Source organism: Rhizobium sp. NFR12, assembly GCF_900108545.1.
Taxonomy (GTDB): domain Bacteria; phylum Pseudomonadota; class Alphaproteobacteria; order Rhizobiales; family Rhizobiaceae; genus Neorhizobium; species Neorhizobium soli.
Window position 1 is genome coordinate 92,132 of the sequence record NZ_FNWM01000005.1, and the last position, 14,188, is coordinate 106,319.

The 14,188-nt window shown below is 61.3% G+C and carries 8 protein-coding genes; 3 read left to right on the forward strand and 5 right to left on the reverse strand.

The features are described from left to right. The first annotated feature begins 1 nt into the window (after position 1). Together copC and copD are read left to right on the forward strand one after the other, a co-directional pair. Positions 2-364, forward strand: coding sequence for a copper homeostasis periplasmic binding protein CopC (gene copC, locus BLW69_RS19180; protein WP_062458865.1), 363 nt, complete (start codon positions 2-4; stop codon positions 362-364). Further along, positions 361-1,245, forward strand: a complete 885-nt coding sequence (gene copD, locus BLW69_RS19185; protein ID WP_244508892.1) for a copper homeostasis membrane protein CopD — start codon at positions 361-363, stop codon at positions 1,243-1,245. The genes copC and copD overlap by 4 nt, the downstream gene beginning before the upstream one ends. A gap of 3 nt (positions 1,246-1,248) precedes the next feature. On the opposite strand, the gene BLW69_RS19190 is transcribed toward copD, so the two are convergent. Both BLW69_RS19190 and putA read right to left on the reverse strand, forming a co-directional pair. Then, positions 1,249-2,322, reverse strand: a complete 1,074-nt coding sequence (locus BLW69_RS19190) for a lactonase family protein (RefSeq protein ID WP_092664261.1) — start codon at positions 2,320-2,322, stop codon at positions 1,249-1,251. 7 nt (positions 2,323-2,329) lie between these two features. Then, positions 2,330-6,025, reverse strand: a complete 3,696-nt coding sequence (gene putA, locus BLW69_RS19195; RefSeq protein WP_092664612.1) for a trifunctional transcriptional regulator/proline dehydrogenase/L-glutamate gamma-semialdehyde dehydrogenase — start codon at positions 6,023-6,025, stop codon at positions 2,330-2,332. Positions 6,026-6,186: 161 nt separating this feature from the next. Here putA and BLW69_RS19200 point away from each other — a divergent pair, with 161 nt between their 5' ends. Beyond that, the gene (locus tag BLW69_RS19200; protein WP_062458856.1) at positions 6,187-6,654 is read left to right on the forward strand and encodes an Lrp/AsnC family transcriptional regulator; all 468 of its coding nucleotides are present in this window, start codon (positions 6,187-6,189) and stop codon (positions 6,652-6,654) included. 15 nt (positions 6,655-6,669) lie between these two features. Here BLW69_RS19200 and BLW69_RS19205 read toward each other — a convergent pair whose 3' ends face one another. The 3 genes from BLW69_RS19205 to BLW69_RS19215 are packed head-to-tail and all read right to left on the reverse strand — an operon-like array spanning position 6,670 to position 14,184. Beyond that, positions 6,670-9,543, reverse strand: coding sequence for a hypothetical protein (locus tag BLW69_RS19205; RefSeq protein ID WP_092664263.1), 2,874 nt, complete (start codon positions 9,541-9,543; stop codon positions 6,670-6,672). After that, positions 9,543-11,375: a GMC family oxidoreductase gene (locus tag BLW69_RS19210; RefSeq protein ID WP_092664265.1), complete on the reverse strand. Its 1,833-nt coding sequence runs from the start codon at positions 11,373-11,375 to the stop codon at positions 9,543-9,545. Before BLW69_RS19210 ends, BLW69_RS19205 begins: the two co-directional genes overlap by 1 nt. 1 nt (position 11,376) lies before the next feature. Continuing rightward, complete coding sequence (locus BLW69_RS19215) at positions 11,377-14,184, reverse strand: c-type cytochrome (protein WP_113469129.1); 2,808 nt, start codon at positions 14,182-14,184, stop codon at positions 11,377-11,379. Between the last annotated feature and the right edge of the window lie 4 nt (positions 14,185-14,188).

The window sequence follows — 14,188 nt, forward strand, 5'->3', positions numbered from 1 at the left end:
CATGCGTAACACACTCATCGCTTCGCTTGCACTCGCGGCTTTTGTTGCCGCCGCTGGCCAGGCTGCTGCCCATGCCAGCGTCAAATCGACGACCCCAACCGACAAGGCATCCGTTGCATCGCCGGAAGAACTGGACCTGACATTTTCCGAAGCCCTGAACCTGCCGTTCAGCAAGCTTCACCTTCTCGGCCCCGACGGCAAGGAGATCGAGATCGGCAAAGGCGTGCTGAAAGACGCTGACAAGACGCTGACTGCGCCGGTCACCGGGCCGCTGAAGCCCGGCACATATACGGTCAGATGGAATGTGCTTTCGGTCGATGGCCACAAGACCAACGGCACTTACACGTTCACCGTGAAGCCGTGACAACGGCTGAGACCCTCATTGTAGTCTGCCGTTTCGGCTTCTACGCAGGCGCCCTGTTCCTCTGGGGCGCCGCAACCTATATCGCCGGTTTTGTGCCGGACGGTCTACGGCAATCGGTGTGGGCGAAGCTCACACCGATCCGCGGCCTGTCGGTGCTTGTGATAGCGGGTGCGACGGTTGCATCTCTGCCGCTCAACGCCACCCTTCTCGGCGACGGCTGGCAGGATGCGGCGGATCTCGGCATGCTGTGGACGGTCATAACCCAGACCAGTATAGGCACCGTCTGGATAGTGCAGGCGATTGCTGCAGGCCTGTTGTTCGCGGCCCTTACGCCCTCCTCGCGCTCGAAAATCCTGCCGACGGCGCTGGCGGCTTTGGTCGCTCTCGCCAGCCTTCCGATCTCCGGACACGCCGCTATCCACGATGGACCGTTGCGCCTGCTGCACCGGGCAAACGATCTGCTGCACCTTCTCTCGGGCGGGTTCTGGTTCGGGGCGCTGTTACCGGTCGCTCTGCTTCTCCCCGCGCTCAGGGACCAGTCGACGCGACACGATGCCACGACCGCTTTGATCGGCTTTTCCCGGGCAGGTCATGTTGCCGTGGCACTTGTGATCGTGACAGGGCTGTTCAGCACATGGCTCATCGTCGGCGGCCTGCCGCTTAACTGGTCCTTGCCCTATCAGCAGCTGCTTTCGGCCAAGATCCTGATCGTTGCAACCATGGTCGCGCTGGCGATCGTCAACCGTTACGTCTTCGTACGGCTGCTCGACCGCAGCCCGCTGATGTATCGAAGCCTCGTCTGCGCGACGGTCACGGAAATCGGGCTTAGCCTCGGAGTGCTCGCCCTCGTCGCCTATTTCGGTCGTTTGCAGCCGGTCTAGACGTCAGGCGAACAGGACGCAGACGGGACTGCCGATCTCGAACGGCTCGCCGATGGTCGTCAGCGTTCCGTGTTCCCCATTGAGCTCAAAGAACACCAGCGAGTGGCTGTCCTGGTTGGCGACGATGAGATAGCGACCGGTGGGATCGATGGCGAAATCCCGCGGGGTTCTGCCCATGGTGGGATACCAGCCGAGGGTTCTCAACCCGCCATCGGCCAAAATTTCACAGGCGACGATCGTGTCGTGGCCGCGGTTGGAGACATAAAGAAACCTGCCATTCGGATGAATTTTGATCGCCGCGCAGGACGACGTGCCGGCAAAATCGGCCGGCACTGTGCTGGTTTCTGACAGGAGCGTGAAATTGTCTCCCTCGATGGCATAGGAGCGGACGGTGCAGGCGGCCTCATGCGCGACGTAGAGCCGGCGGCCATCCTGCGAGCAGACGATATGGCGTGGAAGCGAACCGCCGGACACGTGCAGCACGACATCCGGCTCTGAGCCTATTCCCTGATCGCCGAATGCATATCTGGCGATCTCGTCGGTCCCGAGATCGCAAACGAGAACATGCCGATCGCCAGGCATGACCAAAACCTGGTGCACATGCGGGCCTTCCTGCCTGTCGGTGACGGGGCCGGATCCTGTCCGCTGGATCACCATGACCTCGTCGTCATTAGGAAGACCCTGATGATCAAGACCGTAAGCGACCGCACTTCCGCTGCCGTAATTGGCAACGAACAGCCGCTCCCCTGACCTGTCGAGCGTGACATGACAGGGCGCAGAACCTCTTGCCGAAACTCGCTTCGCCAATTTTAGACCGCCGTCCCCGTCGATCTGCAGCACAACCACGCCCGCCTGCGCCTCGTCGTCGACTTCCTCGACGGCGTAGAGGACGCGTCCATCCTGCCCTTGCGCCAGATAGGTGGGGTTGCGAACCGCTTCAAACGCCGCGACCTCTTCGAATCGCGCTGTTTTTAGATCAAGGGAAAGCAGGCTGACGCCTTTTCCCTTGCCCTCCACATGCGGCATCGATTCCGTGTAGCTGCCTATGATGACGCGCGCCGTCTGAAGATCGTCCATGCTGTCCTCACCCTATCGCCATCAGGCTCGCGTTGCCGCCAGCGGCCGCCGTATTCACGGAGAGCGACACTTCTTCAAGCAGCCAGTTCAGGCAATAGGGATCATCCATGCCGGCGATGTCAGCTGAGGAAGCCGCCTGCGTCAGAACCAGCGGGCCGGAAAGGTTGGCAATACGACGCGAAACGGAGATCAGGCTATTGCGGTCGCCTTCCAGCAAGGCACCGGCATAGGGTCCATTGTTTGCCCAATCGGAAGACCAGATGATCCGGGCAGCGATTTCGGCCGGCAGATCGGAGAACTTGCTCTGAAGGCCGGAGTCCGTGTCGATGGTGACGCTGTTGCCGGTTGCGAGCGCGGCACCCAGTTGGGAAACGAGACCCGCCTCTGTCTGCGGCACGAGCAGGATGCGACCGCGCGGATGCAGACTATAGGTGTTGCGCTCACCGACGGGCCCCGGAAGTTCCTGCGACATGCCGAGAGCGGATTCGCCTCCAAGCTCGCGGATCGCTTCGGCGTCCTCCGTTTTTCCCTTGGCGCGCAGCCATTCGGCCAGCAACGAGATCGCCGGATCGACATGAACGGAACTGTGGCGCGGCGGAACCGGCGGCTGCTGCAGGAGGCGACCGAGATAGAGCGGACCGCCGGCCTTAGGCCCCGTGCCTGAGAGACCTCGCCCGCCGAACGGCTGCACGCCGACGACGGCACCGATGACGTTGCGGTTGACGTAGATATTGCCGGCCCGGACACGGCTCGTCACATGCGCAATCGTTTCGTCGAGACGCGTGTGGAGGCCGAATGTCAGTCCGTAGCCGGTGGCGTTGATATCGTCGATCAGCCGGTCAAGATCCTCACGGCGATAGCGGATGACGTGGAGGACAGGTCCGAACACTTCCCTCTCGAGGTCCGAGAGGCTGTTCAGCTCGATGATCGTCGGCCCGACGAAGGTTCCGGCGGCCGTTGCAGCGGGAATGGCGACCTGCTCAATGCGCCGGCCCTTGGCGCGCATCGCCTCGATGTGGCCCTCGATAACATCCTTCGCTTCGGCTGTGATGACCGGCCCGATATCGATCTTCAGCTGGTCGGTGCGCCCGACGGTCAGTTCGGCAAGGGCGCCGCGGAGCATGGTCAGCACGCGGTCCGCTATGTCTTCCTGCAGGCACAGGACACGCAGGGCCGAGCAACGCTGACCGGCGCTGTCGAAGGCGGACGCGATGACATCGCCGACAACCTGTTCGGCCAGCGCCGAGGAATCGACGATCATCGCGTTCTGGCCGCCGGTTTCGGCAATCAGCGGGATCGGCTTTCCGGAACTCGACAGCCGGCCGGCAAGCTCGGCCTGGATCAGGCGAGCAACGTCTGTCGAACCGGTAAACATCACGCCTTGTGTTTCGGGGGCGGCCACGAGTGCTGCGCCGATCTTTCCATCACCCGGCAAAAGCTGAAGCGCGCCGCGTGGTACGCCGGCCTGATAGAGAAGTTTCACGCCTGCCGCTGCGATCAACGGCGTTTCCTCAGCGGGCTTTGCCAGCACGCTGTTGCCGGCGACGAGAGCGGCCGCGATCTGGCCGGTAAAGATTGCCAGCGGGAAGTTCCACGGGCTGATGCAGACCACCGGTCCGAGCGCCTTATGGCCCGGCCCCAGCGTCCGCTTGGCCTGTTCCGCATAATAGCGCAGGAAATCGATCGCCTCGCGCACTTCGGCAATCGCGTTCGGCAGGGATTTTCCGGCCTCGCGCATGATCAGGCCGAGAAGGGACGGCATGCTTTCCTGCATGGCATCGGCAGCCCTTTCGAGGCAGGCAGCCCGTTCCTGCGGCGCAACGGACTGCCAATCGGCAAAAGCCTCTTGCGCGAGAGCGGCCGCCGTTTGCGCATCCTCCACGCTTGCTTCCGTGACTGAGCCGACCACATCCTGATGGTCAGCCGGATTGAGCACCGGCCGCGTTTCACCTGATGAAGTTCCATCGCCGAGTTCTGGAGCGGCTGTGAAGGGAGCCTGGGCGCCTTCCTGAAACACGCACGCGAGGGAGGCAAGCGTCGTTTCGTTGGCGAGATCGAACCCCAGGGAGTTCTGTCGGTCCTTGCCGAACAGGTCGGCAGGCAGAGCGATCTGATCGTGTTTTCCGCCGGGAACGGACATGCCGCGAACGACGGCGGCCGGATCGGCAATCAGCTCGTCGACGGACACCTGGTCATCGCCGATCCGGTTCACGAAGGACGAATTCGCGCCGTTTTCCAGGAGACGGCGGACGAGATAGGCGAGAAGCGTTTCGTGCGTCCCGACCGGGGCATAGATGCGGGCTGGCCGGTCGAGCTTTGACTGACCGACGACCTCTTCATAGAGCGGCTCGCCCATGCCGTGCAGGCACTGAAACTCGTAATCGCCGACCTTGAAATCAGGTCCGGCCAGTTGATAGATCGTGGCGAGAGTCTGGGCGTTGTGCGAGGCAAATTGCGGAAAGACGGCGTCGCGTGCGTCGAGCAGTTTCCGGGCGCAGGCGATGTAGGAGACATCCGTGTGCACCTTGCGGGTAAAGACCGGGAAGTCTTCGAGGCCTTCGATCTGCGCCTTCTTGATTTCCGCATCCCAATAGGCGCCCTTGACCAGACGCAGCATGATGCGGCGGTTGGAACGGCGTGCGAGGTCGATGATGAAATCGAGCACGAACGGGCATCGCTTGCCATAGGCCTGCACCACGAAGCCGATGCCGTCCCAGCCGGAAAGAGCAGGGTCGAAGCAGAGGTCCTCCAGAAGATCGAGCGACAGTTCGAGGCGATCGGCCTCCTCCGCATCGATGTTCAGACCAATATTGTAGGACTTGGCGATGGCGGCCAGCGCCTTCACGCGCGGCAGAAGTTCTTCCATGACGCGGCCGGCCTGGGCGCGGGTATAGCGCGGATGAAGTGCCGAGAGCTTGATGGAAATGCCAGGGCCGTTGTAGATCCCGCGTCCGGCAGAGGCCTTGCCGATCGCATGGATCGCCTTCTCGTAATCCTTGTAATAGCGCTCCGCGTCTTCTCCTGTCGTCGCTGCCTCGCCAAGCATGTCGTAGGAATAGCGAAAGCCCTTCTGCTCCATGGTCCGCGAGCGGCGCAGCGCTTCCTCGATCGTCTCACCAGTGACGAACTGCTCGCCCATCATCCGCATCGCCATATCGACGCCGCGGCGGATGACCGGTTCGCCACAGCGGGCGATCAGGCGCGTCAGTGCCGCCGAAAGGCTGCGGTCGCTGACGGTCGACGTCAGCTTGCCGGTCACGACAAGGCCCCAGGTTGCAGCGTTGACGAACAGCGAACGGCCCTCGCCCACATGCGACTTCCAATTTCCGCCGGAAATCTTGTCGCGGATCAGCGCATCGCGCGTCGCCATATCCGGAATGCGCAGCAGCGCCTCAGCCAGGCACATCAGGGCGATGCCTTCCTGGCTGGAAAGCGAGTATTCCTGCACAAGCGCTTCGACGCCCGACCCCTTGGCCTTGCGGCGCAGCGCGACAATCAGAGCGCGCGCTGTCGAACGGACTTTGTCAGCGAGGTCGGCGGGCAGTGTTGCCTGCTCGAGAAGCGGCAGCACACTGTCGATTTCAGGTCTGCGATAGGCCGCTGTGATGGCCTTGCGCAAATCGGACTGCGGCCGGATCGGCGGGGCGAAATCTTCAAAGGGCATGGTCTCCAAAGAGCCAGGCAAGAATGTGTTGTGTTCCATCGCAGATGCCATTGTTCCGCCTCCCGAATATCAAGCCAATCTAGCGGATCAGCGACGATCCCGCGATGCGAGAAAAATAATCGAATCTGCTCTATATAGCTTCTCTGAAAATGGGTAGAATTTGGAGAAATTCACCACGTTTCGGGAGGAGGACAGAGAAAATGGAGAGGAAGAGCGATACACCTGGGGATATCGACCACTTCGACCGGAAGATCATGGATGTCCTTGTCGGCGATGGCCGGGTCTCGGTGACGGATCTTGCCGACAAAGTCGGCTTGTCCAAGACTCCGGTGAATGCGCGCCTGAAAAGGCTGATGCAGGATGGCTTCATTCTCGGCTTCCGCGCCGTTCTCAACCCGAAGAAACTCGGCCTCGACCATGTGGCTTTCGCAGAGGTGAAACTGTCCGATACGCGCGAAACGGCACTCAACGCGTTTAACGCAGCAGTATGGCGAATTCCCGAGGTCGAGGAGTGCCACATGATAGCCGGACGTTTCGATTACCTCCTGAAGATTCGCACACCCAACATCCGCCGCTATCGCGAAGTGCTGGGCGAGAAAATCTCCAGTCTGCCATTTGTGGCAAGCACCTCAACCTCGGTTGCCATGGAGGCGGTGAAGGAACGATAGGTCCAAGACCACTGGTCAGAGTTGCGGCGGCAGCTTTCCGTTCAACATGTCGAGCAGCCTGACCCAATTCGCACGATGCCGGTTACCGGGACCATCCTGCGCCCAACCCAAGACCCTCTTGACGCCCGCGTTGTCCTGATAGGTGAAGGCCCGGCTGCTGTGCAGAGACAACACGAGTTTTTCGACGTCCTCGGCATGGAGCGTAACCTGTTCGCCCGAATGGTTGGGATCGCGAAACGTCATCGAGCCCGGCAGCAACCAGTGCGTTCCGATGCCTCCATTGCTCGAAAAAACGGGCGGTATCACGATGTCATGAAAGTAGATCTTGCTGCAGTGGGTCGTTTCGTAGAGCGTTTTGAGGTCGGCGCGCAGTTCCGCTTCCATGCCGAGCCCGAGCTGTCCACCCGCTCCAAGGACAGAGTCGAAACCGAAACTTTCGCTATAGGGCCCCGCGAGAGCGGAAACATCCGCGACGATGACGTGGAGCGGGGCGAACTTTGGCGAACTGCCGCACCCGCAAGATTTGGGTTCTCGTCTCGCCGCATCGCGCAAGGCACGATACATGGTCACTGTACCGCGATTCTCGACCGTCCCGCCGTCCGTCACCCAATAACGTTTGGCCGTGCCGCTGCTCGGCATGATATCCACGGCGGCATCCGGAAACACAGGGGGGAAATTGGCGCTCAATGCTGCAGCGCGTGACACAGAGACGTCAGGTTCGTCGATGGTGACGATTTCCATCCCGGGCGACGTACTTGCCTGCATCGTCTGGGTCGATCCGATGTTGGTCAGCACAAGCCGCCCGCCCGCGCCCGCGCCATCCAGCAGCCCCTGGCACCGGCTGGCCTGTTCCGGCAGCGAATACCCGTCGCCTCGGCGGCACGGATTTCCAGGATCGGGATAGGATCCGACGATCGACGAATTCAGCATCAATCCAAACGAGACGTCGCCCATCTTTCCCGCCCCCATTCGGCAGGCGAAGGATTCCGCCAGGATATGGCCGAGTTTGGAGCGGGCTGGTGCAAGGCCGCTCACAGAACCATCCGGCACCGCCGGCTCGCCGCATGTAAAACGTCTCCAGTGAAAGCGACCGAATGTGATCCGCAGGTCGCTGGCGCGATTGATGACATCTTCAATATAAGGATGCGCCATTTCCCGCGAATAGCGCTCCCAAGCCATGAAGCCGACGCCACCGCGGGAGCGTAGTTCCGCCTCGTGCAAGCCAAAATACGCAAGCGCAGCGCTCCCGCCGGAAACGCCGCTCGCCATCACCACGTCGCAGACATGTCCCGCCTCCGCCAAGCCCCTCAGCAACGAGGCGGTATAGATTGCAGCGCGTGTACCACCTCCGGAAGCCGCGATGGCGATGCGAGGCATGCCCGCTTTCAGAGGTGAGCAGTCGCCATTTTCATAATCCTGGTTCTTCATGAACGCGAGAGCATCGCGACCGCCCCCACCCTCGGCATGGACTGTGAGCTCCGGCGGTTGCACCGCGTAATAGAACGTCAGGACAATCGGCCCGACAATCAGGCCAAAGGCCAACGTTCCGACGATGACCGGATAGATCACCGCCGCCCGCTCGAAATTGCGCAGGCTCGCCAGCAGATCGTCTGCCTTTATTATGTCGCGGGAGCGAAGCTCGATCTGGCGCCGGAACTGACCGATCAGCTCCGCGGGCGTCATGAACTGGAGCGCCGTGCCGCCGCCGGCATACCCGTCTTCGTAGTGACCCCGCAGCTTCAAGCGGCCGGCGCCATGCAGGCTGATCGTGCGACCTTCGCTTTCGACGCGGCTGAGTGTCGGATCACCGTGGTAGGGATAGGCGACCGATATGGCGGTGCGCCAGTCGGGCTTGAGTGTGAGCATGCGCATGAGCCTGCGGGCAACGAACTGGTCGGTCCAAAATCCGTAATACCAGGCGCACGCATAAGAAAGCAGGATGTAAAGCATCAGGACCGGGTTGCCATAACCCGTGCTGCCGCCATTGAAGAGGTACGTGATGAAATGTATTTCCGCGAGCCGTGCCCCGGCGACGGCAATGACGAGAATGGAAATCACGCGCTGCGGACCGATGAAAAACATCCGGCCCAGCGTCTTCAGGATTTCCATCAGCCGCTCGAAGAGAATGCCGAGGAAGAGCAAGATCCACATGATCCCGCCGACGAAAAGGAAAGTCAGGGCAAGAAGATGGTCGGGTACGAACAGGGTCAGCAGCGACCCGGGCAGAAGGAGTTCTACCGGATAGCGAACCGGAGCGATTGCCAAGGCGGAAAAGAAGGCAGCTTTCGCCCCGCCCCCCACGAAACTGTAGCGATCCTTGGGAAGAAACAGCTCCACCTCTGGCAGGGCATCGGCCAATCCTCCATCGGCTGTCGACCTGAATAGCGCTGCGGCAAAACCGAATGCAGCAGCAAGCGCGACGGTCATCGCAAGAACGACGGCCACGCCCACGTGCAGTCGGGGTGCGGCGACCATCTCTCCGTAGACCTCGGGCAGAGAACTCCACAACAGCAATGCCAGCATCGCAACCAGACATGTCAGTTGCCCGGTCAGCAGATAGTTGTTGGCGACTTGGCGACGCTCGGCAAGAGCGTTGAGACCCAGAAAAAGCACAAGTCCGATCACCAGCAGAATGAGGTTCGGCCAATCGGTTTCCATGGTGGGGCCAAGTGCCAGCATGACGGTCAGCACCAGAAACAGCGCCGGCGCGTACCAGGGATAACGGTCCGGGGCGAGCAGTTTCCAGTAGGCGCGTCGCCTCGTCGGAAGCGGCCGGTTGGCCCACGCATCCAGACGTCGCCAGCCGCGAACGAAATCCGCAACCCTGTCGTTCAGCCAGGGATAGGCTTGCCGAACGAGAGACCGGCCGCGTGGTTGAACCTGCGTCATCACGCCATCTCCCCCTGTGGTGGCGAAAGCAAAACGTCGGCCGCCTTCTCGGCGATCATGTAGACCGCGCAGGCGAGGAAATAACCGGGAATGCGGGGAAAGACCGACGCATCCACGATCCGCAACCCATCGACGCCATGCACCTTGAACCGGCTGTCCGTCACGCCGCCGCTGTCCCGCGGCCCGATGGCGCAGGTCCCGCAGGCGTGGTGACCCCATGCGTTTTCGGCCACGTAGTTGCGCAGTGCTTCGTCGCTGTCGCGCCAGCGGCCGGGCTCTTCCTCTTCGGCAACGAGGTCGTCCATCCCTTCGGCCACTTTGCGCACGAAACGGACGCCCTTTACCATCGCATCGAGATCGCGACGGTAATCACCGCTGCCTTCGGCAAACGAATGGAACTGAATGTCCGGGTCTGTCCGCCAGTCCGAAGATCGCAGCCTCACCGTACCGGCTCGGTTTTCCGTATAGGCCTTCAGCACGACCCAGCTCAGATAGTCTTTCTTTCTGATCCGCTGCGAATAGCCTTTGTAGTAGCCGCGGAAATCACCCAGCAGCGAAAAGCAGTGGAGATCAGGCTCGTTCAGGCTGTCGCGCGATTTGAGCGCCATGGAAAACAACAGGCCGTTGCTTGTGTAGTTGCCAAGACGAAAGCGCCGCCACTTGCGGTATTCCGCGTCACGGATCGAATAGGCTGCGTTTTTAAGCGTCGCCCAGGGCTTGTTCATGCGGCTGACGACGCCGATCTCATATCGGTCCTGCAGATTGCGGCCAACGCCCGGCAGATCTTCGACGACGGCGATCTCGTAACGAGCGAGATGAGCGGCATCGCCAATTCCCGACAGCATCAGGATCTTCGGCGATGCGAAAGCGCCGGCTGCGAGGATGACCTCTCGCCGCGCCTCAACGAAGAGTTCGTTGCCGTTCGCATCGATCGCGTGGACGCCCACGGCGCGCCTATCCTCAATCGCAATACGCGCCACCGCTGTTCTCAGCCGGATATCGAGCCTGTCGGGATACCTCGCCTTGACGTCGAGCAACCGTTCGCGCGGCCCATGCCGCACATGCCTGCGGGTGGAAAGGGGCGCGATGCGGATGCCGCTTGCGAAGGGGTTCCAGACCCGGTGCGCATTCGGATCGGTTTCCGCCGTCTCCCATTGCGTCCCGGAATGACCGAAGGCATCAGCTGCCGCGCGCACACAGCGCAGAAGCGAGCTCAACAGCAGGCGGTCGCGGATTGGTCTCAGCGGAAAAACCAGTTCCGTTTGCATCCAGCCCCACCAGCCGTGTCCGGTCGGATTGAGACCAGTGAGGAAGGAAAGCCAGCGCCAGAAAAAGATGCGGTAGCGGCAGCGTTCGATCCGTTCGAAATAGGTCTGCATATGCGCAGCCCGCCAGCTCTCGTCGCCTGTGAGGTCGCGGATATGGTTCCAGTCGCAGGCATTCGGTTTGACGATGATCATCGCATGATGGGCACTGCAGCCACCCAGCCCCTGTGCACGGGGATAGAGAATTCCGCCCTTTTCATCGCAGTACCGCCAGTCGCGTTTCTGCACGGCCGTATCCTCATAATGCCTGACATAGTAATCACGCGCCAAACCCTCGTGTTCGGACGCGAAAGCATGGAACGCCGGCACTTTATAAGCATCGGCCAGAGGCATATCGGGGTCGTCATCTGCAACCGCATCGCTGTAAGGCCGTTCGGCGAGCGGATCACCACCAGCTTCGATCACCAGAACGGTGCACCCCGCCTCCACAAGCCGCGCAGCCACGACCGCCCCACCCGCACCGGCGCCAATCACGATGTAGTCGTGGGTCGCTTCGCTCCCTGCCATGTCACAGCTGCTTCAGGAATGAAATCAATGCGTCCTTGTCCGCCTGCGACAGATCCGAGCCGAAGGCATGTCCCGCATTGACGACGTAATCGGGGCACTTGCTGAGGGTCACGAGCCGATCGATCAGGCCGGTCTCGCGCACGACCGTCTCGGAATGGCTCCGCACCGCCGGGTCGGCCAGTTCCTGCGCGGAGCATTGCCCGCCCAGCTCTGCGAAGGCCGAAACCAGGCCGGGACCATTGGTGATCAGCCGCTTGTAAACGGGCCAGGCGTCTTCGTCATGATCCGGCAAAAGCTTGGTATTGACCAGCGCATTGACCGGAAATCCCGACGGGAAGGGCCCGAGTGCAATCGATCCGTCATCCTTGAACGCCCAGGGCGCAATGCGGCTGAGCAAGCCGCTAAAGGGGCGGATCTGATCCGGCACGAAGCCTTTTGGGATGATCAGGCAGGAAGGGGCGCTGGTACGATAGATATAGCCTGGCACGGCCTCTTCGGTCGCTTTGTCCATCCGCCGCGTTTCCGGTGAAAGCATCTGCCGGATCGACGTGTCGAAGGCCGAAAGCCGGTTTTCGATACAGGGCATGTAGGGGTCTTTGGGATCCGCAGCAGGGCAGGCGCTGGGAGATCGTGGGTAGTTTCCGTTGCCGGAGTTTGCCTGCGTACCAGACGTCCCAACAGGCCCGCTTTCCGTATCCTTGCCATAACGCGGATAGGAATAGGGGATCTCGTGCCCGACGGAATTGTTGAGGAGATAGGGCGCCGTCGACCAGAGGCTGATCAGCGAAGGCGGTCGCAAATAGCCGCGTCCGTTACCAGGTGATTGCATCGGCGTTGCTGCACCCGAAACCGGATGGTGCACCGTCACTTCCTTCGGTGCAGGCAGGGTTTTGTACGTCGACGAGGTGAAGTTATCCCAGATATCGCCGGCCAGGCCATTGGTGGCGATGGCACTGCACGCATTGGTGCGCACCAGATCGATCGGCACCCTTCGTTCATTTGACAGATAGTTGTCGACGAGAAAGTCCGGTTTCTCGGCCTGCGCACGCATCAATTGTTTGAACTGCGCCGATTGTGCCCATGCCCAGTAGCGGTCCCAGCATTCACGGTACTGCGGCCCCGCGCCGCCGCCCTCGCAGATCCCCTCGCCAACGCCGAATTCGGCCGGAGCCTTGGGTTGTTTGCTCGAATGGCACGCCGCGCAGTTTTCAGCGAAGACATCACGACCACGGGCTACCTGCTGCTGATCCAGCGCGGCCAGCAGCTCCTTTCCGCCCGGCGCGTCCTTGAGGAGATCGGAGCGACCGGTGACGAGAAAAAAGATCGCCATGTCGGCCGTCATCGTCTCGGTCGCCTGCCAATAGACGGAGTTCTTTTGTGCATCCGGAACGCGGATTGGCGATATCTTCTGGCCACCCAGGAAGGGGCGGAAGTGCAGAAGCCACTCTTCGCTGAACAGCCCGATGTTCAAGTAAACACGGTTGAGCGCCCCAAGCGTGCCGACGGAGTCAGCCCCATCCTTCAGCACCCGCATCGAAGCAGACTTGCCATCCCGCTTGTTGAAGAAGGCATGCAGTGCCGCCGTCTGCGAGTAATCCTGAAACTGCTTGTTCGCCAGCTCGTCGCCGGTCAAATTTTCCCAGCCCGTACCGGATGCAATTCCAAGGCGCGCTACTGTCTCATAGACCGCATTCATCGTGCGAGGGTTGTTGATGTAATCGCTCGAAACGAGCGAGGTATCCAGCGAGCCCGGCGGATTGGTGTGGAACAGCTGGAAAAGGAAATTGCCTTCGTTGGAGGTCGGCTTATCGTCCTCGCCGCGCGGTTGCGTGTTCCAGAAGAAGATCCGGTCCACCCAGAAGTACTGCGCTCCCGGGTTCGAGGTGATCTGCGAAAACTGCGGCCTTTCCACATCCGCCGGCGGCGTGATCGGGTTCGGTCCGACATGGCAGAACGCGCAGGACATGCCGACGCGGTACGGACGCACCAGATCCTTGTCGTTGTAGTAGGAAGGGTCGTTATAGTAGCGGTCGGGGTCCCACTTTTTCGAGGCCTTCAAGTCGAAATCCGGGTTGGGAAACAGGCGCAGCCCCATGACGCCGGTCGGTTCCCCGTAATAGGAGCCGACCGGCAGGGTCACCTCCCGGGCTTCAAACTCAACCGGTTTACCCCGCGCACCCACTTCCACGCCTGGGTATCGCCTGTCCGCGTCCGGATTGCCGCCGAACGGATCGGGAGGCGTGTCAGTCCGGCGCTGGTCGAGCCACAATCCGAAGTGTTTCGGGTCCGGTCCCGTCGCCTCATCGAAGCCCGGCTCATTGACGAGCCCGAGATACCGAAAGCGATTGTCGCGGCCATAGGCCTGGCTCGGATGCGAGGAAACCGTCTTCAGAAGATCAAATGCTCCGATCGTGTTGCGCGCGGCAAAATCCCAGAAGCGATCATTGCCGCCGGTCCAGACAATCCAGGCATTCTGACCGCGGATTGCCGCCTGTCGGATCGCCTCGGGGTCAAGCCCCGTCGCGGCTGCAATCTGGCGGATTTCCTGCGGATACTCCCCTCCCTCAATCCCCTTGAGGAGACCCTTGTCCATCTCGGCGAAATAGGGCTCGGTTGCGGCTGGCAGACTGGAAACGTCGCGCCGCGCAAGCTTGGCCTCGTCCTCGACCTTGCCGAACTGATCGGATGGTGGCTGGATGAGTGACCAGACGACGAAGCCGGCCACGAACAAAAAGAGCACCACCAAAGCGGCAGCGGTCGTGACCAGCCAGAAGAGGAAACGCTTCGCTTTCTTGGTCCAACCGTGCATGCGT

Excerpts from the sequence above, each read along its gene's own strand:
- copC (WP_062458865.1), top strand. The coding sequence starts at position 2 with ATGCGTAACACACTCATCGCTTCGCTTGCACTCGCGGCTTTTGTTGCC.
- BLW69_RS19190 (WP_092664261.1), bottom strand. The coding sequence starts at position 2,322 with ATGGACGATCTTCAGACGGCGCGCGTCATCATAGGCAGCTACACGGAA.
- putA (WP_092664612.1), bottom strand. The coding sequence starts at position 6,025 with ATGGAACACAACACATTCTTGCCTGGCTCTTTGGAGACCATGCCCTTT.
- BLW69_RS19200 (WP_062458856.1), top strand. The coding sequence starts at position 6,187 with ATGGAGAGGAAGAGCGATACACCTGGGGATATCGACCACTTCGACCGG.
- BLW69_RS19205 (WP_092664263.1), bottom strand. The coding sequence starts at position 9,543 with ATGACGCAGGTTCAACCACGCGGCCGGTCTCTCGTTCGGCAAGCCTAT.
- BLW69_RS19210 (WP_092664265.1), bottom strand. The coding sequence starts at position 11,375 with ATGGCAGGGAGCGAAGCGACCCACGACTACATCGTGATTGGCGCCGGT.
- BLW69_RS19215 (WP_113469129.1), bottom strand. The coding sequence starts at position 14,184 with ATGCACGGTTGGACCAAGAAAGCGAAGCGTTTCCTCTTCTGGCTGGTC.